This window comes from Pseudomonas sp. Q1 (assembly GCF_009935975.1).
GTDB lineage: Bacteria > Pseudomonadota > Gammaproteobacteria > Pseudomonadales > Pseudomonadaceae > Aquipseudomonas > Aquipseudomonas palleroniana.
This window is the reverse complement of the sequence record NZ_QODI01000001.1, coordinates 474,742-494,114: the sequence shown is the minus strand read 5'-3', so window position 1 is coordinate 494,114 and position 19,373 is coordinate 474,742. Positions and strand designations below refer to the sequence as shown.

Here is a 19,373-nt window from a genome sequence, read left to right as displayed (position 1 = left end):
AGCGCTCTCCATCTGATAAAGCAAAGACGCGCCCACGGCGCGCCGACCAATGCTACAGAATGCCTGCTACTGCGACACAACCGCTTTCTCAGGCTTTTATTGCAAAGTGTGTTGTTCGATGAACTCCGCCGGTACGACGCCTTCACGGCTGACCAGCCGATTCAGTTCCGAGCGCGGCAATCGAACGGCCAGCAAGCTGACACCTTCGTCGTCATGTTCTTCTTTCTGCACTGCGCCCAACTCGAAAAACTGTGCACGCAGTCGAGCAAAACGCTGCGGCAAGCGCAAGGTGCCGATAAACAAATCGCTGCCCAACAGCTCGGCAATGGCTTGTTCGAGTAATTCCAAACCACTGCCATCACGCGCTGACAGCCATACCCGCTGGGGCTTGCCGTTCTCATCGCGTTGAATTTGTGGCTCTACGCCTTCAAGCAAATCGAGTTTGTTATAGACCTCGAGGATCGGCAAGTCCTGTGCACCAATCTCGCCCAGCACCAACATCACCTGTTCAATCTGCAACATGCGATCCGGTTCGGCCGCATCGATCACGTGCAACAACAGATCCGAGTTGCTCGACTCTTCGAGCGTAGACCGAAACGCTTCGACCAGCTTGTGGGGCAAATGACGAATAAAGCCCACCGTATCCGCCAGGACAATCGGCCCCAGGTCATCCAGGTCCAGACGGCGCAAGGTCGGGTCGAGCGTGGCGAACAGTTGGTCGGCCGCGTATACGTCGGACTTCGTCACGTTATTGAACAGCGTGGATTTACCGGCGTTGGTGTAGCCCACCAGGGAAACGGTAGGAATATCCGCACGGGAACGACCACGGCGTGACTGTTCGCGTTGGCTACGCACTTTTTCCAGGCGGCCCTTGATCTGACGCAGGCGAACCCGCAACAGGCGTCGGTCGGTTTCAAGCTGGGTTTCACCCGGGCCGCGCATACCGATACCACCACCCTGGCGTTCAAGGTGAGTCCAGCCGCGAACCAGCCGGGTGCTCATGTGGTCAAGCTGGGCCAGTTCAACCTGGAGCTTGCCTTCATGGGTACGGGCGCGCTGGGCGAAGATATCGAGAATCAGACCGGTACGGTCGATCACGCGACACTCGAAGACACGTTCGAGGTTACGTTCCTGACTGGGTGTGAGGACGTGATTGAAGATCACCAGATCGGCTTCTTCGGCGTGCACCAGGTCACGCAGTTCCTCGACCTTGCCGCTGCCAATCAGGAATTTGGCGGTTGGCCGATGACGCGGCACGTTAAAAAACGCAACGGTCTCGGCGCCGGCCGAATTTGCCAACTCCTGAAACTCCTGCGGATCTTCGCGCGCCTCAGGGTCCTGTCCATCCAAGTGAACGAGAATGACTCGCTCACCACCACCGTGGCGCTCAAAGAACAAAGGAGACTCCTATCAGGCGTTACCTGGCTCAGCGTCAGCTGCATCGTCACCTGCTGCGCTAGGCAGACGGATTGGACGAACTGGAACAACTGTCGAGATAGCGTGCTTGTAAACCATCTGGCTGACGGTGTTCTTCAGCAGGATCACGAACTGGTCGAACGATTCGATCGTACCTTGCAGTTTGATACCGTTCACCAGGTAGATGGAAACCCCCACTTTCTCTTTACGTAAAGTATTCAAGTAAGGGTCTTGTAGCGAATGCCCTTTTGACATGTGTCGCACTCCTATAAGGATCAATAATAAAAAAGCGGAAAATAGATAGCTTATGGCCGTCACACCCCCAAGGATAGACGGCAATTGCAAGGACTCAGCTCAATATGGAGACCGTTCCCAAGTATTTCAAGGCGCGTGACAGATTGTCGCTGTCCAGGCTGTCCAACCAGTGCAAATCGCTCCAGCTGCGCAGCCAGGTGAACTGGCGTTTGGCCAATTGGCGCGTGGCGATGATGCCGCGCTCCTGCATTTCGGCCCACGTCAGCTTGCCATCCAGGTGATCCCAGACTTGGCGATAGCCTACAGCACGTATGGAAGGTAGCCCGGGATGCAGGTCACCTCTTGAACGCAGTGCTACGACCTCGTCCACAAACCCCTGTTCCAACATAATTGTGAATCTTTGTGCAATTCGTTCATGCAGCACCTGGCGATTTGCCGGAGCAATCGCCAGATTCGCCACAGTATAGGGCAATTGTGACTGTCCAGATGCGTCTGCATCAGCACTTTGCGCAGTTTGTTTCAGCCTGTGTTCAGTCATGGTCTGGCCGCTCACACGCCAGACTTCCAGGGCGCGCGTGAGGCGCTGGGGGTCATTGGGGTGAATGCGCGCGGCAGAGACCGGGTCAACCGCCGCCAACTGATCGTGCAGCGCTTGCCAACCAAGGCGTGCAGCCTCCTCTTCAAGCTCGGCGCGCACCTGGGCATCAGCCGGCGGCATATCCGCCAGGCCTTCCTGCAAAGCCTTGTAGTAGAGCATCGTACCGCCCACCAGCAGCGGAATATTGCCCCGCGCGGTGATCTCAGCCATGGCAGCCAGAGCGTCGGTACGGAAATCCGCCGCAGAATAGCTTTCGGCCGGGTCGATAATGTCGATCAACCGGTGCGGATATTGGGCCAATAGCGCTTTTGAGGGCTTGGCCGTACCGATGTCCATGTCCCGGTAAACCAGGGCAGAGTCGACACTGATCAGCTCGCACGGCAACACTTTGGTCAGCTCGATGGCCAGGTCGGTCTTGCCGGCGGCCGTGGGGCCCATCAGGAAGATGGCGGGGGGCAAGGCACTCATCAACGGCCGCGCAGGAACAGTTTGTCCAGATCGTCCAGGCCCATCTGGGTCCAGGTCGGTCGACCATGGTTGCATTGCCCGCTGCGCTCGGTGTTTTCCATGTCGCGCAGCAGCCCGTTCATTTCCGGCAGGGCCAGGCGGCGATTGGCGCGGATGGCGCCATGACAGGCCATGGTGCCAAGCAGCTCATTGATGTGCGCCTGGATACGATCGCTGGTGCCGTACTCCATCAGGTCCGCCAGCACATCAGCGACCAGGCGGTTGGCTTCAGCCTGCTTGAGCAGCGCAGGAATCTGGCGGATCGCCAGGGTTTCCGGCCCAAGGCGCTGCAATTCGAAGCCCAGTTTCTGGAACACGCCGTGATGCTCTTCGGCGCAATCGGCTTCCCGCTGGCTGACCGCCAGGGATTCGGGCACCAACAGCGGCTGACCGCTGAGACCTTCGCTGGCCATGGCGATCTTCAAGCGCTCGTACATGATCCGCTCATGGGCGGCATGCATATCGACCAGCACCAGGCCGTGCGCGTTTTCCGCCAGGATGTAGATGCCTTTGAGTTGTGCCAACGCATAACCCAGCGGTGGAATATCACCCCCACCCTCCGGCAACGCAACGGCGCCCGGCTCGGCACCCGGCAATGGCGCAAAAAACTCGCGATAGGCCGCCTTGGCCTCCGCCACCGGCACTGTCGACTGCGGACGCGGCGTGTATTGGTACTGATAACCCGCGCCCGAACCGGAACCCGGCGCGGTGTATGACGGCTGTGGCTGCGGCGATTGCAACAAATTGGCCGCCAGGCTCATTTCGCCCTGTGGACCAAACTCGCCGGCCTCCGGACCGCTCGGCCGCACCACCGCCGTCACGATCGGCGCAGACAACTGATCATCCGGACGCACATCGCCCAAGGCACGGTGCAACGTGCCATAGAGGAAGTCATGCACCATGCGCCCGTCACGAAAACGCACTTCATGCTTGGTCGGATGCACGTTGACGTCGACCACCGACGGGTCGACCTCAAAAAACAGCACAAACGTGGGGTGCCGCCCATTGAACAGAACGTCGCGATACGCCTGGCGCACCGCATGGGCCACTAACTTATCGCGTACTGCACGACCATTCACGAAGAAATACTGCAGGTCCGCCTGACTACGGGAGAACGTCGGCAACCCGACCCAACCCCACAGGCGCAAGCCGTTGCGCTCGATCTCAATCGGCAGTGCCTGCTCCAGGAAACCCGACCCGCAAACAGCCGCCACACGCCGTGCACGGGCAGCGTCGTCATTGGCTTCATGCAGGCTGAGGATGGTCTTGCCGTTGTGGCGCAGATGAAAAGCCACGTCGAAACGGGCCAGCGCCAAGCGCTTGATGACTTCCTGCAGGTGATCGAATTCGGTTTTTTCAGCCTTGAGGAACTTGCGGCGCGCCGGGGTATTGAAGAACAAGTCGCGCACTTCCACCGAAGTGCCCACCGGGTGCGCAGCCGGCTGGACTCGAGGCGCCATGTCACGGCCTTCGGTTTCTACCTGCCAGGCCTGGTCGGCACCACGGGTCCGCGAGGTCAGGGTCAGGCGGGCCACGGAGCTGATGGAGGCCAAGGCCTCACCGCGAAAACCCAGGCTCATCACCCGCTCAAGGTCTTCCAGGTCGCGAATCTTGCTGGTGGCGTGACGCGCCAGAGCCAGCGGCAGGTCATCGGAGGAGATGCCGCTACCGTCGTCGCGCACGCGCAGGAGCTTGACGCCGCCCTGCTCCACATCGACATCGATACGCTTGGCGCCAGAGTCGATACTGTTCTCCAGCAGCTCCTTGATCACCGACGCCGGACGCTCAACCACTTCGCCCGCGGCAATCTGGTTGGCCAGGCGCGGGCTGAGCAGTTCGATGCGTGCGCCGCTGTTCAACTGTGATTCGCTCATTACTGCGCCGCCAATTCAGTGCCGGGAATGGTCAATACCTGGCCGACTTTCAATTCATCGGTTTTCAGGCCATTAGCACTGCGCAACGTGGCAGGCGAAACCTGGAAGCGCACGGCCAGCATGGCCAGGGTGTCGCCGGGCTGCACGCGGTGGTCACGCGGGCCCTGGGCGATTTTCCCGGAGTCGCGCAGCCAGGCAATGTAAGTGCCCGGCGGCGGGTTCTGCTGGAAGAACTGGCGGATACCGGCGCTGATCGAACGCGCCAGCGCCTGCTGGTGGCTGGTACTGGCCAGCTTGGAGGCTTCGTTGGAATTGGAGATAAAGCCGGTTTCCACCAGGATCGACGGGATATCCGGCGACTTCAACACCATGAACCCAGCCTGCTCGACACGCTGCTTGTGCAGCGAAGTGACCCGGCCAATATTGCTCAGCACTTTCTGGCCGACATTCAGGCTGGAAGTCAGCGAAGCAGTCATCGACAGGTCGAGCAGCACGCCGGCGAGCATTTTGTCCTTGTCATCCAGAGACACGTTGCCGGCCCCGCCGATCAAGTCGGAACGGTTTTCGCTGTCGGCCAGCCAACGGGCAGTCTCGGAAGTCGCGCCGCGATCGGACAGGGCGAACACCGAGGCGCCGAAGGCGGCGGACGAGGGTGCGGCGTCGGCGTGGATCGACACAAACAGGTCGGCGCCTTTCTTGCGGGCGATTTCCGTACGGCCGCGCAATGGAATGAAGTAGTCACCGGTACGGGTCAGCTCGGCGCGATAGCCTTTCATCGCATTGACCTGGCGCTGCAGCTCACGGGCGATGGCCAACACTACGTCTTTTTCATGCTGGCCCCGCGAGCCGGATGCGCCCGGGTCTTCGCCACCATGGCCGGCATCGATCACCACAATAATGTCACGCTTGCCCGGCGGGGCCGGTGGGGGTGGCGGCAACTTGACCTGCGGCTGCGACGGGTTGACCGGCACGGCCGGTACCGTGGCAACACTCGGGGTCGGCACGGGCGTCGGGTTGGCATCGGAGGCATTGTCGAACAGATCGACCACCAGCCGGTTGCCGTACTGGGCATTCGGCGCCAGGGAGAAGCTTTTCGGGGTCACGGCCTTTTTCAGGTCGATGACCACACGCAGATCGGTCGGCGTACGCTGGGCCGAGCGCATGGCGGTAATCGGGGTGTTGGCGGTGGACACCTTGAGCGGCGCGGCCAGGGACGCGCCATTGATGTCGATCACCAGGCGATCGGGCGCCGTCAGGGTAAAGACACTGTGCTGGACCGGGCCAGACAGGTCGAACACCAGTCGCGTGTTATCCGGCGCTCGCCACAGGCGAACACTTTTCACCTGCGAAGCAGCCAGAGCATTGACAGTCATTGCCGCAAGCAATACCCCTACGACAGCAACCAACGCGCGAAAGCGCATACCTAACCCCACCAATTATTTGAATTCCAATGCCAAAGCGGCGCACCAGGACTGGCCGCGCACGCTTTGGGGCAACAACTTCAACTGACGTCCTGATTCATGCGGCGTAATGGTAATGGTCAGGTCCGGCTTTGGCAAAAAGCCTGTGCCTTTATCTGGCCACTCGATCAGGCACAACGCGTCTTCGTCGAAATAATCCCGGATGCCCATGTACTCCAGCTCTTCGGGATCGACCAGGCGATAAAGGTCGAAATGGAAAGCTCGCACCTGGCCAATTTCGTAAGGCTCGACCAGTGTGAACGTCGGGCTTTTAACCGCGCCCGTGTGGCCCAAGCCACGAATGATGCCGCGCGAGAGCGTGGTTTTGCCCGCCCCCAGGTCACCTTCAAGAAAAATCAGCCCGGTGCCCGCCGTCACTTGGGCGATGCGATGGCCGAATGCGACCATTGCGTCTTCATCTGCCAGAAACAGGGTTACTTCAGACACGGCGATTGCTCCTCCAGCAATTGACGAATGGCAGGAATCAGGTCACTGGCAGCCAGCCCGCGACCCAGGGTACCTTGGCGCTCTCCCGCCGCGGCGTGCAGCCACACGGCCAGACAGCCCGCCTCATAGGCCGGCATACCTTGAGCCAGCAAGGCGCCGACCAAGCCCGCCAGGACATCACCCAGCCCCGCCGTGGCCATCGCCGGATGACCACGATCACAGCGGGAAACCCGACCGTCCGGGCTGGCAATCAAACTGCCAGCACCCTTGAGGATAACGACTGCATTGAATTTCTGGCTTAAAGCGCGCGCCACCTTAAGACGCTCGGCCTGAACCTCGGCTGTCGTGAGCCCCAACAAACGCGCCGCTTCGCCAGGGTGCGGGGTGATGACCGAGCCAACCGGCAAACTGACACCGCCCTTGGCCAGTTGATTCAACGCATCCGCATCCCAGACTTGCGGCTGCCGGGCGTTGGCGGCAGCCGACAGCAGGCTTTTGCCCCAGGATGCCTCACCCAGGCCAGGGCCAATGACAATCACCGAGATTTTTTCCAGCAACCCCATCAATTGGTTAGCCGAACTGACGCCGACGGTCATGACCTCCGGCAAGCGCGCCAGCGCCGCCGGCACATGCTCCGCCCGCGTCGCCAGGGACACCATGCCGGCACCACTGCGCAAGGCGCTTTCGGTACTCAGCAGCGCAGCACCGCCAAAGCCGTGGTCACCGCCGATGACCAGCAGGTGGCCGAACGAGCCTTTATGGGCCTGCGGAGGACGCGCAGCCAGTTGCGGCAAATGGCCGGGCAACAAAGGCTGAACGTCGGTTATTTCGTGTTTTGTCTGCGGCATGCGTCTTCAAGCTCCGATGTCTGGCAGAATTATACGCATCTCACCCGTGGTTTCCCGTGTCTCATGCCTGCTATTACCTCCGATCTGCCCGCCCTCGCCCAATCGATCAAAGACTGGGGCCGCGAACTGGGCTTTCAACAAGTCGGCATCAGCGGCCTGGACCTGGCCGAGCATGAACAGCACCTGCAACGCTGGCTCGCCGCGGGTTATCACGGCGAGATGGAGTACATGGGCGCCCATGGCAGCAAGCGCTCCCACCCGGACGAGCTGGTACCGGGCACCTTGCGCGTGGTCTCGCTGCGCATGGACTACCTGCCCGGCGACACGCAAATGGCGCAATTGCTGGCGCAACCGGAAAAAGCCTATATCTCGCGCTATGCCCTGGGTCGTGACTATCACAAGCTGATCCGCAAGCGCGTACAGCAACTGGCCGAGCGCATTCAGGCACAGATCGGCCCGTTTGGCTTTCGCGCCTTCGTGGACAGCGCGCCCGTGCTGGAAAAAGCCATCGCCGAACAAGCCGGGTTGGGCTGGATCGGCAAGAACACCCTGGTACTCAACCGCAAGGCCGGCAGCTACTTCTTCCTGAGCGAACTGTTTGTCGACTTGCCGCTGCCGGTGGACGCGCCCCATGACACCGAACACTGCGGCCGCTGCACCGCGTGCCTGGACATCTGCCCGACCAATGCCTTCATCGGCCCCTATGTGCTGGACGCCCGACGCTGCATTTCCTACCTGACCATCGAGCTCAAGAGTGCGATCCCCGAAGACCTGCGCCCGCTGATCGGCAATCGCGTGTTCGGCTGCGATGACTGTCAGATCGTTTGCCCGTGGAATCGTTTCGCCCGGCCTACCGCCGAGGGTGATTTCAAGCCACGCCACAACCTGGATAACGCCGAACTGGCCGAGCTGTTCATGTGGGACGAGGATAAATTCCTCAGCAGCACCGAGGGCTCACCGCTACGTCGCGCCGGTTACGAGCGCTGGCTACGCAACTTGGCGGTGGGCCTGGGCAACGCGCCGTCGAGCATCCCGGTGCTGGAGGCGTTGAAGGCACGCCGGGATTATCCGTCGGAACTGGTACGCGAACACGTCGAGTGGGCGCTGAACCAGCACGCCGGGCGTCAGTGCACGTCGTCGTTGTAGACGAACTTGGGCATTTCCCAGTGGAAACGGATCGCCAGCAACCGCAATAGAAAGCCGCTGAACAGCGTCAGCAAAATCGCTTGCTCGCTCGGCAGCTCCAGATACAGGCACAGCATGTAGAACCACGCGGCAAGGAACGAAACGCTGGCGTATAGCTCACGGCGGAAGATCAGGGGAATGTCGTTGCAGAAGATATCCCGCAGGATGCCGCCAAACACCCCAGTGATCACGCCACTGACCACAGCCACCAGCATGCCGTGACCCATTTCCAGGGCGGTCATGCAGCCGATCAAGGTAAACGCCACCAGCCCCACGGCGTCCAGCGCCAGGAACAGCGAGCGCAGATGGCGCATCAGCGGTGCGATAAAGATCGTCACCAGTGCGGCAACCGACGTCAGCACCAGGTATTCCGGGTGCTTGACCCACGTCAGCGGGTAATGCCCCAGCAACACATCGCGCACCGAACCACCGCCCAGGGCAGTGACGCAGGCGATCAGCACCACGCCAAACCAGTCCATGCCACGGCGCCCGGCGGACAGAGCGCCGGTCATGGCTTCGGCCGTGATGGCGATGAGGTAAAGCATAAGCAGCATGAAGCAGTCCTTATCATCAAGCCTTGATGAAATGCTTGCGGTAGTGCTGCAACTCGGCAATCGACTCGCGAATATCATCCAGCGCCAGGTGCGTGCTGCCTTTGTGGAAGCTGTCTTTGACTTCCGGCGCCCAGCGTGCGGCCAGCTCTTTCAAGGTGGACACATCCAGGTTGCGGTAATGGAAGTAGCTTTCCAGCGCCTTCATGTGGGTATAAAGGAAGCGGCGGTCCTGGCAGATACTGTTGCCGCAGATCGGTGACTTGCCCTTGGGCACCCACTTCTCCAGGAAGGCGATGGTCTGGGCCTCGGCTTCGGCCATACTGATACGGCTGTCGCGCACCCGCTGGGTCAGGCCGGAGTTGCCGTGGGTGCGGGTATTCCACTCGTCCATGGTGGCCAACACTGCATCACTGTGATGGATGGCAATCACCGGACCTTCGGCCAGGGTGTTGAGGTTGCTGTCGGTGACAATGGTTGCCATCTCGATGATGACGTCGGTGTCGGGGTTCAGACCGGTCATTTCCAGATCGATCCAAATCAGGTTCTGTGGGTTTTGCATGGCTTGATTCTCTTGGCACCTTGGCGTGGCTGCGCAGTTTAGCAGGCGGGGGCATGCTAGACTCGCGACCGTTTCACCTATCCTTTGCATTATCGACACGGAACACCAATGGCCAAACGCCAGCTCAATCGCCGCCAAAACTGGCGCATCGAAAAGATTCAGGGTGAACGCGCCGCTCGCGCCGCCAAACGTGAATCCTCCGCCGTGGAAGCGCTCGAAGGCGGCGACCTGGGCCCCGAACAAACGGGCCTGGTGATCGCGCACTTCGGCGTGCAGGTCGAGGTCGAGGCGCTGGAAGGCGAACTCGCCGGCCAGGTTTTCCGCTGCCACTTGCGCGCCAACCTGCCAGCGCTGGTCACCGGCGACCGGGTTGTGTGGCGTGCCGGCAACCAGGGCATTGGCGTAATCGTCGCCCAGTTGCCACGCACCACCGAACTGCGCCGCCCGGACAGCCGTGGCCAGCTCAAGCCGGTGGCCGCCAACGTCGACATGATCGTGATTGTGTTCGCGCCGCTGCCCGAGCCCCATGCCAACCTGATCGACCGCTACCTGGTGGCCGCCGAACATGCCGGCATTCGCCCGCTGTTGCTGCTGAACAAATTCGACTTGATCGACGAACAAAACGCGCCGGCGCTCAACGCATTGCTGGCGGTCTACCGCACCTTGGGTTACCCGGTGCTGGAAGTCTCGGCGCATCACGGCAATGGCATGGAACAGCTGCAACAACAACTGGACGGGCGCATCAGCGTATTCGTCGGCCAGTCGGGCGTAGGCAAGTCATCGCTGGTCAACAGCCTGCTGCCGGAAGTCGAGACCCGCGTGGGGCCGCTGTCGGAGCTGTCCGGCCAGGGCACCCACACCACCACCACCGCGCGACTGTTCCACTTCCCCGGTGGCGGTGAGCTGATCGACTCCCCGGGCATCCGGGAATTCGGCCTCGGCCATGTCAGCCGCAGCGATGTGGAGGCGGGCTTCATCGAATTCAACGACCTGATCGGCACCTGCCGCTTCCGCGACTGCAAACACGACCGTGAGCCGGGCTGTGCGTTGCTCAAGGCCCTGGAAGATGGCCGTGTGCAGCAGCAACGGATGAACAGCTATCGGTCGATCATTGCGAGTTTGCCGGAGAACAGTTACTAACCTGCACCAACGAAAAGGCCGCGATCATCGCGGCCTTTTTGCATGGTGATTACGACTTGGGTGCAGGCACCGTAGGATCCTTCACTCCACCATCATCAAACAGGTTCAGCTTCTGCCGTAGCTCATGGGCCGGCAACGGCTCCTGCCCTGGAGGAATGGCGTTCGGGTCAGCCGGAACTTCCCCTGGCGCGCCTTCGCCAGGTTTCGGTACCGCAGGCGCCGCACTGTGATCACCCTCGATCGCGCGCTGGGCCTTTTTGGTCAGCACCACGATATCGATCCGGCGGTTGACCGGGTTGAACGGGTCTGCGGGATCAAACAATTGCGACGAAGCAAAACCCACCACTCGCGCCACTTGCGGGTCCGGATAGCTGCCCGCCACCAGCGCACGACGGGCAGCGTTGGCGCGGTTGGCCGAGAGTTCCCAGTTGCCGAAGTCGCCCTGGCCTGCATAGGGCTTGGCGTCGGTGTGGCCGCTGATGCTGATCTTGTTCGGCACCGCCTTGATGGTGTCGGCCATGGCCAGCAGGATATCTTCGAAGTACGGCTTCAAGCGAGCACTGCCGGAGTCGAACATCGGCCGGTTAGCGGCGTCGGTGATCTGGATACGCAGGCCCTCGGGCGTGATCTCGAAGGAGATCTGATCCTTGAACTTCAGCAGTTGCGGGTTTTCTTCGACCTTGGTCTGCAGTTCCTTGAGCAGCAGTTCCAGGCGCTCCTGCTCGACTTGCTCAGCCATGGCCTCGACCGTGTCGCGCTCGACGGGGATTTTTTCCTGGGGGGCCTCGGTCTTGACCTCCGGGTTGATCGTGCGCTCAGGCGCCAACTGCGGCGAACCGCCGAGGTCGATCACAAAAGGCGTACCGCTTTCCGAGAAGCCAATGGGGTCTTTGAAGTAACCGGCAATGGCGATCTTCTGTTCCGGCGTGGCGGTAGACATCAGCCACAGAACCAGGAAGAACGCCATCATCGCCGTCGCAAAGTCGGCGAAGGCGATTTTCCAGGCGCCGCCGTGGTGCCCCGCTGCGAAGCGCTTGACGCGCTTGATGATTATCGGCTGGTTGTTTTCCATGACTTAGCGACCACGAACCGCTTGTTCCAGCTCGGCGAAGCTTGGGCGATGTTTCGGGTACAGCACCTTGCGACCGAACTCCACCGCCAGCGATGGCGGCATGCCGGAGGCCGAAGCGACCAGGCACGCCTTGATCGCTTCATAGAGGTTGATCTCTTCCTTGGCATCATGCGCCAGGGAAGTCGCCAGCGGGCCAAAGAAACCGTAGGCCGCAAGAATACCGAAGAATGTACCCACCAACGCCGCACCCACGTGCATGCCGATGGCCTTCTGGTCGCCATCGCCCAGGGACGCCATGGTCACCACGATACCGAGTACCGCCGCGACGATACCGAAGCCCGGCATGCCGTCGGCAATGCCGGTGACAGCGTGAGAGGGGTGTTCCAGTTCTTCCTTGAGGCTGAACAGCTCCATGTCGAACAGGCCTTCCAACTCGTGGGGAGCCATGTTGCCGGAAGACATGATGCGCAGGTAATCGCAGATATAGGCGGTCATGCGCTCGTCTTTGAGCACGGCCGGGTACTTGGCGAAAATCGGGCTGGCCGCCGCATCTTCGATGTCGGCCTCGATGGCCATCATCCCCTCGCGGCGACTCTTGTTGAGGATCTCGTAGACCAGGCCCAGCACTTCCAGATAGAAGGTGTGGGAAAAGCGTGAACCAAACATGCTCAGGGATTTTTTGACCACATGCATGGTCATGTACCCAGGGTTGGCTTGCAGGAATGCACCGAATGCCGCCCCGCCGATGATCATCACTTCGAAAGGCTGGATCAACGCGGCAATTTTACCGTGGGAAAGGACGTAACCGCCGAGCACGCTCGCGAGGACGACGATGATGCCGATAATTTTAGCCATAGGAGATGGGTACTTGCGCCGTCGGGTTCATGGACATAGTGGGTGTAGCAGAAAAACTCTTGTTCTACTTATCGGCAAAACTGCGCCAGACTATAGCCCGTTAAGGCGAAAAGCCAATTCGGCCCATTCCGGGCGTGTTGAATGCATGTGATGACCGCGCCCCAATCATGGCTAATGAAACGACAGTCCCAACTGCAAAACCGACCACCCTCGCCGCTTGGATCAAGCGCCTGGATGATGTGCTGCTGCCCATTCCCCAAGCCAGCCACGAGCGCGTGTGCAAAGCCATTCGCGATAGCCGCAGTTCATTGCGAGATATTGCCGAGCTGATGCAAGACAGCCCGGCGTTGGTACTCAGCGTGATGCGCGAGGCCAACAGCCACACCCACGGCAGCCTCGCGGCCCCTGCGGAAAACCTCGAAGTGGCGCTCAACCGCCTCGGCCTCAAGCGTGCCGAAGAATTACTGGCGCGCCTGCCCTCGGTGCCGGCCAAGGAAATCCCCGTGGCCTTGCGCCAACTGCTGCTGGTGAGCCTGCACGCATCGCAGCAAGCCAACGGTTTATTCGGCAGTCGCCTGGCGCGCTTGTGGCAAGACATTCACTGGGGCAGCCTGCTGTTTTTATCGCCGCTTTGGCCGATGGCCGTCACCTACCCCAAGCTCCTGGAAGAATGGGAATTGCGGGTGATCCACAAGGGCCAGCCGGCACGCCAGGTCGAGCAGGAATTGTTCGGCGTACGGCTGCTGGATTTGTGCCTTGGCTTGACCGAAGCGTGGCACTTGCCGATCTGGGTGTCCCAGGGCTACAACCTGCTGCTGAGCGAACAACGCTTGCTGGTCAAGGCGCTGCATATCGCCCGTGAGGAAGATGAACTGCGCCACCAGCAGTTGCTCGACGCCGAACCCAACCTGCGCCGTTGGTTGAACCAGCCGGCCAATACGGTGCTGCTGGCTAACGGCCTGGCAATGTCGGCCCAGGAATCCTGGACCTGCCCGCATACCGAACGCTGGCAATATCTGACTGCGCTCTACCTGGAAGCCCCCCTGGGCGATGTGCAGCAGCAAGCCCACCAGCAAGCGGTGACCAGCGCCCGCCATACCCTGATGCCCGACCTCTGGCACCCGGCCTTGTCGCTGATCTGGCCGTGGCATGTGCAGAAGGTCCATCGCGGCTTGCTGCCCGCACCACCGCCCACCGCCGAAGCCTTGGCCGTATGGCGCAAGCGCTGTACCGAGTTGCTGGTTGAACCGAACCGCTTTGCCAACGCCATGCACCTGACCACTTGCGCCAAAGAAGCATTGGTGGCGAGCGGCATGCAACGGGTGCTGCTGTTCATGGCCGACCGCGCCTTGAGTACCTTGCGCGTGCATCAAGCCGAAGGGTTGCCCAAGGACGCCGCAAACCTGAGCCTGGACGTGGTCAATAGCACGCTGCTGCAACGGCTGTTGGAAAAGTCCGCGCAGGTGCGTCTCACACCCGACAACCACGCACAGTTCTCTGCACTGCTGCCGCCAGTGCTGCGTCGCCTGTTTACCGGCGAACACCTGTTGTTGCGCTCCCTGAGCTGCAACGGCCGAGTGGTCATGCTGATGGTCGCCGACCAGGGCGGCGGGCCGTTCTCGGAAACCACGGTGCAGGCCTTCGGCAAAACAGCGCAATGCGTCGAGAAAGCACTGCACAGCTTTACCAACCGCAGCACTTGATGCTTGCGCTACAATCGCCGTCCTTTATCGCCAACATTTGTGCCCAGGAGACCTCACATGCCTGACTTCTCTGGCTTGCCGCTGGTGATCGAACCCGGCGACCTGCTCGGTCGACTGGATGCCGAACACCTGATTCTGGTGGACCTCACCAGCGCCGCCCGCTACGCCGAGGGTCATATCCCAGGCGCGCATTTCGTTGACCCCAAGCGCACCCAGTTGGGCCAGCCACCGGCTCCCGGCTTGCTGCCGAGCAAAGCCGACCTGCAAAAGCTGTTCGGCGAACTGGGCCACACCCCGAACGCAACCTACGTGGTCTACGACGACGAAGGCGGTGGCTGGGCCGGACGTTTTATCTGGATGCTCGACGTGATCGGCCACCAGAAATACCACTACCTGGACGGCGGCCTGCTCGCATGGCTGGAAAGCCAGCACCCGCTTTCCACCGAGGTGCCCGCCCCCGTTGGTGGCCCGGTCAGCCTGACCTTGCACGACGGCCCTACCGCCACCCGCGAATACCTGCAAAGCCGTCTCGGCGCGGCTGACCTGGGCATCTGGGACGCACGCGGACCGCTGGAATATTCCGGCGAGAAAGTCCTCGCCGCCAAGGGCGGTCACATTCCCGGCGCGGTGAACTTCGAGTGGACTGCCGGCATGGACAAGGCACGCAACCTGCGCATCCGTCGTGACATGCCGCAGATCCTCGAAGACCTCGGGCTGACCCGCGACAAAGAAATCATCACCCACTGCCAGACTCACCATCGCTCTGGCTTCACCTACCTGGTGGCCAAGGCGCTCGGTTATCCGCGAGTCAAAGGTTATGCCGGTTCCTGGGGCGAATGGGGCAACCACCCCGACACCCCCGTTGAGATTTAAGGTTTAAGGACAGTCAATGAAAAAGCAGTTATTCATCCTCAGCCAGTACCTGTTGCCGCACCACTTGCTGTCGCGCCTGGCCGGGTGCATTGCCGAGTGTCGCGTGCGCTGGTTCAAGAATGCTTTCACCCAATGGTTTGCCAAGCGCTATCAAGTGGACATGTCCCAGGCCCTGGTTGAAGACCTGACCGCCTACGAGCACTTCAATGCCTTCTTCACCCGCGCGCTGAAAGACGGTGCTCGCCCGCTGGATCAAACCCCAGGCGCAGTGCTCAGCCCTGCCGATGGCGCGGTCAGCCAGCTTGGCCCTATCGAACACGGCCGCGTGTTCCAGGCCAAGGGCCACAGCTTCAGCGTGGTGGAACTGTTGGGTGGTGATACAGCGGTTGCTGCGCCGTTCATGGGCGGCGATTTCGCCACGATCTACCTGTCGCCCAAAGACTACCACCGCGTGCACATGCCCCTGGCCGGTACGTTGCGTGAGATGGTGTATGTGCCCGGGCGGATTTTCTCGGTGAACCAGACCACGGCTGAAAACGTGCCGGAGCTGTTTGCGCGTAATGAGCGTGTTGTCTGCCTGTTCGACACCGAACGCGGCCCGATGGCGGTAGTGCTGGTGGGTGCAATGATCGTGGCGTCGATTGAAACCGTGTGGGCAGGCCTGGTGACACCACCGAAACGCGAGCTGAAAACCTTCCGCTACGACGAAGCCGCGCGTGCGCCGATTCACTTGGAGAAAGGTGCGGAGCTGGGCCGCTTCAAGCTGGGCTCGACCGCCATCGTGCTGTTCGGGCCGGATCAGGTGAAGTGGGCTGAAGAACTGGTGGCAGGTTCGCCCGTGCAGATGGGCCAGGGTATTGGCTCACCTAAAGCCTGACCTGAAGCCGACGAAAATCAAATGTGGGAGGGGGCTTGCTCCCGATAGCGGTGATTCAGTCAACAGATGTACTGACTGATGACCTGCTATCGGGAGCAAGCCCCCTCCCACATTTTTTGCTTGTATTCCTACAGTGAGAGCCGCTTAGAGCTGACCATCGCGGTCACGAAAGCCCAGTAGATACAACACGCCATCCAACCCCAGGGTCGAAATCGCCTGCTTGGCCGATTGCTTGACCAGTGGTTTGGCGCGGAACGCCACCCCCAACCCGGCAATCGCCAGCATCGGCAAGTCATTGGCGCCGTCGCCGACCGCAATGGTCTGCTCCAGGCGCAAACCTTCCTTATGCGCCAATTCCTTCAGCAGGTCGGCCTTGCGCTGCGCATCGACAATCGGCTCTACCGCCACGCCGGTCACCTTGCCATCCACCACTTCCAATTCGTTGGCGAACACATAGTCGATACCCAGCTTGGCCTGCAGTTGCTTGGCAAAGTAGGTGAAGCCGCCGGACAGGATCGCGGTTTTGTAACCCAGGCGCTTGAGTTCAGCGAACAGGGTTTCAGCGCCTTCGGTCAATCGCAGCGAAGCACCGATCGAATCCAGCACGCTCACGTCCAGCCCCTTGAGCAGCGCCAGGCGCTCCTTGAAACTGGCACGGAAATCCAGTTCGCCGGCCATGGCGCGCTCGGTAATCTCGGAGACCTGCTCGCCCACACCGGCGGCCTTGGCCAACTCGTCAATCACTTCGGCCTCGATCAGCGTGGAGTCCATGTCGAACACCGCCAGGCGACGATTGCGGCGGAACAGCGAATCTTCCTGGAAGGCGATGTCGACATTCAGCGCCTGGGCCACGCTCAGGAATTCGGCGCGTAATGCCTGTGGGTCAGCCGGCTCGCCACGCACAGAGAACTCGATGCAGCCCTTGCCTTTGTCGGCTGGCGTGTCCAGGGGCATACGACCCGACAGACGGTCGATGTGGTCGATATTCAAACCATACTGGGCAGTGATCGAACTGACGCGCTGCAATTGTTCAGCCGTCACCTTGCGGGTCAACAGGGTCACGATGTGGCGTTTTTTGCCCTGACCGTCGACCCAATGCTGGTAGTCCTCTTCGGACACGGGGGTGAATCGCACCTGTTGATCGAGCTTGTATGCCGTAAACAGGATGTCCTTGAGTACCGAGGACGCCTGCTCGGTGCTCGGGATTTCGACAAGGATGCCGAAGGACAAGGTGTCGTGGATCACCGCCTGACCGATGTCGAGAATGTTCACACCACCCTGGGCCAGCACGCCGGTAATGGCTGCGGTGAGACCCGGGCGGTCTTCACCGGTGATGTTTATCAGGACAATTTCGCGCAAAGCGCACCCCCAGGCTGGAAAAAAACCGCATTCTACCCACTTTCAGTGACCATCGGGCACAGCCAGCGCTTTGCCGGCCCTAGGGCTATCGCTATACTGCGCGTCAACTTCACGGACCAAGAGCCGAGCGCAAGTGAACCGGCCCACGCCAGTAAAAACCGATAACTTCTTCCTGCTGATCTTCCGGGCACTGCGCCACCGCCGTGTGCCGATCGCATTACGCATCGCCAGCCATAACGTGATCCTGGTCGCCCTGGCCTTGGTGATCTACGCCTGTGTGATGGGTTTGCAGTTCAAGCAGGCCATGCACGAACAAGCTGACGCGCTGGGCGCGAGCCTGACAACCCAGACCGCCACGTCGGCGACTGAGTTGCTGGTGTCCAACGACATCCTCAGCCTGAACGTGCTACTCAATAACCTGACCAAGAACCCGCTGGTGGCTCACGCCGCTATCTACAGTGTGGATAACCGGATCATGGCCGAAGCCGGGCAGCGCCCGAAAAACGGCCTGCTGGGTGAGGCCGAGGGTCTGTACCAGAGCAACATCACGTTCCAGGACGTGAAGGCCGGCCAGTTGCGTATCAGCCTGGATATGCAGCAATTCCAGCAGCCGATGACCATCAGCCTGCAAAGCATGGGCATTCTCAGTGCGATCCTGTTGGCACTGGCCCTGGCCTTGAGCTTGCGCCTGGGTCGGCATATCTCCACGCCGCTGATGCAGTTGCGCATCTGGCTGCGGGATATCGACGAACATACCCCGGCCACCGACCGCCAGGACGAAATCGGCGATCTCGCCCGCCAGCTTCACGCCAGCTTCGCCCCGGAGCCGGTGGTGCGCGAACCTGAGCCGGAACCCGAGCCCGAATACAACGAGGCCGATGAGCCCGAGTTTGAAGTACGCGACCTGCGTGACCCAGGCTTTGATGACAGCGCCCCGGTAGCCGGGTTGAAGGCAATGCCGCGCCACGTGGTCAAGGCTGAAGAAGACGAACTGGACGACGAAGACCCGTTCGCCGACTTGCGCGACACGTCGGCCGCTGCGCCAGTCATGGCCCCCAAGCCGGTCCCCGTGAAGAACGCCGAGCCCCAGCACAGCGCGGTATTGGCGGTACAACTGGGTGCCCAGGACCAACTGCGTCGTCTGCCCCGCGCCCGCCTGACGGAATTGCTCGAACGCTACCGTGACTGCCTCGACCAGGCCGCCTCGCTGTATCAAAGCGAGTTGCACACCCTGAACGATGGCAGCACCTTGATGCTGTTCCACAGCGAAGACAGTGGCGAAGACTATCTGACCAACGCCATCTGCTGCGGTGAGCTGCTGCGCGCCCTGGGCCATGCCCTGCAAATCGAAGTGGCGGACAGCGGCATTACCTTGCAACTGCAACTGGGCCTGACCGTCGGCGACGACCTGTTCGGCATGAGCCAGATCGACTTGCTGTTGACCGAGATCGCCCAGGATGCGCTGGCCTTGTCCCAACACAGCCGCAATTTGCTGCTGGTGGAGCGCAAGATCAGCGAAGACGCCTTGATTCGCCAGCGCGCACGTATCCGTCCAATCGCCAGCCCCGAAGGTGCAAGCTGCGTGGAACGCCTGATGGAGCCGTACCCGTCGATGCTCGAACGGCAGTTGGCGCGGATGCATGAAACCCGCACCAAGCCTTGAAACACGGCGGTGCGGGCTTGTGTGGGAGGGGGCTTGCTCCCTCCCACAATTGATCTTCAGCGCCACTCAAATCCGGCGCACACAAAAAGGCCCGCTGAATCAGCGGGCCTTTTTTGTATCTGCGGTTT

General features: G+C 61.0%; 18 protein-coding genes. 6 read left to right on the top strand and 12 right to left on the bottom strand.

Annotation, left to right across the window (positions count from 1 at the left end; all coding sequences use genetic code 11):
* Positions 1-96 precede the first annotated feature (96 nt).
* From hflX to DK870_RS02040, 7 genes are all read right to left on the bottom strand, one after another.
* A complete protein-coding gene (gene hflX, locus DK870_RS02070; protein ID WP_090367139.1) occupies positions 97-1,398 on the bottom strand; it encodes a ribosome rescue GTPase HflX in 1,302 nt (433 codons plus the stop codon).
* A gap of 12 nt (positions 1,399-1,410) precedes the next feature.
* On the bottom strand, positions 1,411-1,671 hold the full coding sequence (gene hfq, locus DK870_RS02065) for an RNA chaperone Hfq (RefSeq protein WP_003171355.1): 261 nt from the start codon (positions 1,669-1,671) through the stop codon (positions 1,411-1,413).
* Positions 1,672-1,765: 94 nt separating this feature from the next.
* Positions 1,766-2,737, bottom strand: a complete 972-nt coding sequence (miaA, locus tag DK870_RS02060; protein WP_104995359.1) for a tRNA (adenosine(37)-N6)-dimethylallyltransferase MiaA — start codon at positions 2,735-2,737, stop codon at positions 1,766-1,768.
* Positions 2,737-4,650 (bottom strand): DNA mismatch repair endonuclease MutL, encoded by a 1,914-nt coding sequence (gene mutL, locus DK870_RS02055; RefSeq protein ID WP_060755106.1) that lies wholly within the window; start codon positions 4,648-4,650, stop codon positions 2,737-2,739. The genes miaA and mutL overlap by 1 nt, the downstream gene beginning before the upstream one ends.
* Entirely contained in the window at positions 4,650-6,071 is a 1,422-nt protein-coding gene (locus tag DK870_RS02050; protein ID WP_104995358.1) for an N-acetylmuramoyl-L-alanine amidase, read from the bottom strand. The genes mutL and DK870_RS02050 overlap by 1 nt, the downstream gene beginning before the upstream one ends.
* A gap of 15 nt (positions 6,072-6,086) precedes the next feature.
* Entirely contained in the window at positions 6,087-6,557 is a 471-nt protein-coding gene (gene tsaE / locus DK870_RS02045) for a tRNA (adenosine(37)-N6)-threonylcarbamoyltransferase complex ATPase subunit type 1 TsaE (protein ID WP_090367145.1), read from the bottom strand.
* On the bottom strand, positions 6,545-7,405 hold the full coding sequence (locus DK870_RS02040) for an NAD(P)H-hydrate dehydratase (protein ID WP_161547767.1): 861 nt from the start codon (positions 7,403-7,405) through the stop codon (positions 6,545-6,547). The genes tsaE and DK870_RS02040 overlap by 13 nt, the downstream gene beginning before the upstream one ends.
* A gap of 63 nt (positions 7,406-7,468) precedes the next feature.
* Between DK870_RS02040 and queG the strand changes: the two genes are divergently transcribed.
* Entirely contained in the window at positions 7,469-8,551 is a 1,083-nt protein-coding gene (gene queG, locus DK870_RS02035; RefSeq protein WP_161547766.1) for a tRNA epoxyqueuosine(34) reductase QueG, read from the top strand.
* Here the strand turns inward: queG and DK870_RS02030 are convergent.
* Both DK870_RS02030 and orn read right to left on the bottom strand, forming a co-directional pair.
* Positions 8,530-9,144, bottom strand: a complete 615-nt coding sequence (locus DK870_RS02030) for a trimeric intracellular cation channel family protein (RefSeq protein ID WP_060755111.1) — start codon at positions 9,142-9,144, stop codon at positions 8,530-8,532. The two genes, queG and DK870_RS02030, sit on opposite strands and share 22 nt — an antisense overlap.
* Positions 9,145-9,160: 16 nt before the next feature.
* Positions 9,161-9,703 (bottom strand): oligoribonuclease, encoded by a 543-nt coding sequence (orn, locus tag DK870_RS02025; protein ID WP_034105723.1) that lies wholly within the window; start codon positions 9,701-9,703, stop codon positions 9,161-9,163.
* A gap of 108 nt (positions 9,704-9,811) precedes the next feature.
* Between orn and rsgA the strand changes: the two genes are divergently transcribed.
* The gene (rsgA, locus tag DK870_RS02020; RefSeq protein ID WP_161547765.1) at positions 9,812-10,843 is read left to right on the top strand and encodes a small ribosomal subunit biogenesis GTPase RsgA; all 1,032 of its coding nucleotides are present in this window, start codon (positions 9,812-9,814) and stop codon (positions 10,841-10,843) included.
* A 49-nt stretch (positions 10,844-10,892) separates the two neighbouring features.
* On the opposite strand, the gene motB is transcribed toward rsgA, so the two are convergent.
* Positions 10,893-11,915, bottom strand: a complete 1,023-nt coding sequence (gene motB, locus DK870_RS02015; RefSeq protein ID WP_090367151.1) for a flagellar motor protein MotB — start codon at positions 11,913-11,915, stop codon at positions 10,893-10,895.
* Between the two features lie 3 nt (positions 11,916-11,918).
* The gene (gene motA, locus DK870_RS02010; protein WP_060755115.1) at positions 11,919-12,770 is read right to left on the bottom strand and encodes a flagellar motor stator protein MotA; all 852 of its coding nucleotides are present in this window, start codon (positions 12,768-12,770) and stop codon (positions 11,919-11,921) included.
* A 167-nt stretch (positions 12,771-12,937) separates the two neighbouring features.
* Here motA and DK870_RS02005 point away from each other — a divergent pair, with 167 nt between their 5' ends.
* From DK870_RS02005 to asd, 3 genes are read left to right on the top strand one after another with little or no spacing between them, the layout of a single operon-like run.
* Entirely contained in the window at positions 12,938-14,473 is a 1,536-nt protein-coding gene (locus tag DK870_RS02005; protein ID WP_060755116.1) for an HDOD domain-containing protein, read from the top strand.
* A 57-nt stretch (positions 14,474-14,530) separates the two neighbouring features.
* Positions 14,531-15,346: a thiosulfate sulfurtransferase gene (gene rhdA, locus DK870_RS02000; protein WP_060755117.1), complete on the top strand. Its 816-nt coding sequence runs from the start codon at positions 14,531-14,533 to the stop codon at positions 15,344-15,346.
* A gap of 16 nt (positions 15,347-15,362) precedes the next feature.
* The gene (gene asd / locus DK870_RS01995; RefSeq protein ID WP_060755118.1) at positions 15,363-16,223 is read left to right on the top strand and encodes an archaetidylserine decarboxylase; all 861 of its coding nucleotides are present in this window, start codon (positions 15,363-15,365) and stop codon (positions 16,221-16,223) included.
* Positions 16,224-16,367: 144 nt separating this feature from the next.
* Here the strand turns inward: asd and serB are convergent, their stop codons facing one another.
* Positions 16,368-17,582, bottom strand: coding sequence for a phosphoserine phosphatase SerB (serB, locus tag DK870_RS01990; protein ID WP_090367158.1), 1,215 nt, complete (start codon positions 17,580-17,582; stop codon positions 16,368-16,370).
* A gap of 133 nt (positions 17,583-17,715) precedes the next feature.
* Here serB and DK870_RS01985 point away from each other — a divergent pair, with 133 nt between their 5' ends.
* The gene (locus DK870_RS01985) at positions 17,716-19,245 is read left to right on the top strand and encodes a histidine kinase (protein WP_161547764.1); all 1,530 of its coding nucleotides are present in this window, start codon (positions 17,716-17,718) and stop codon (positions 19,243-19,245) included.
* Positions 19,246-19,373: the final 128 nt, after the last annotated feature.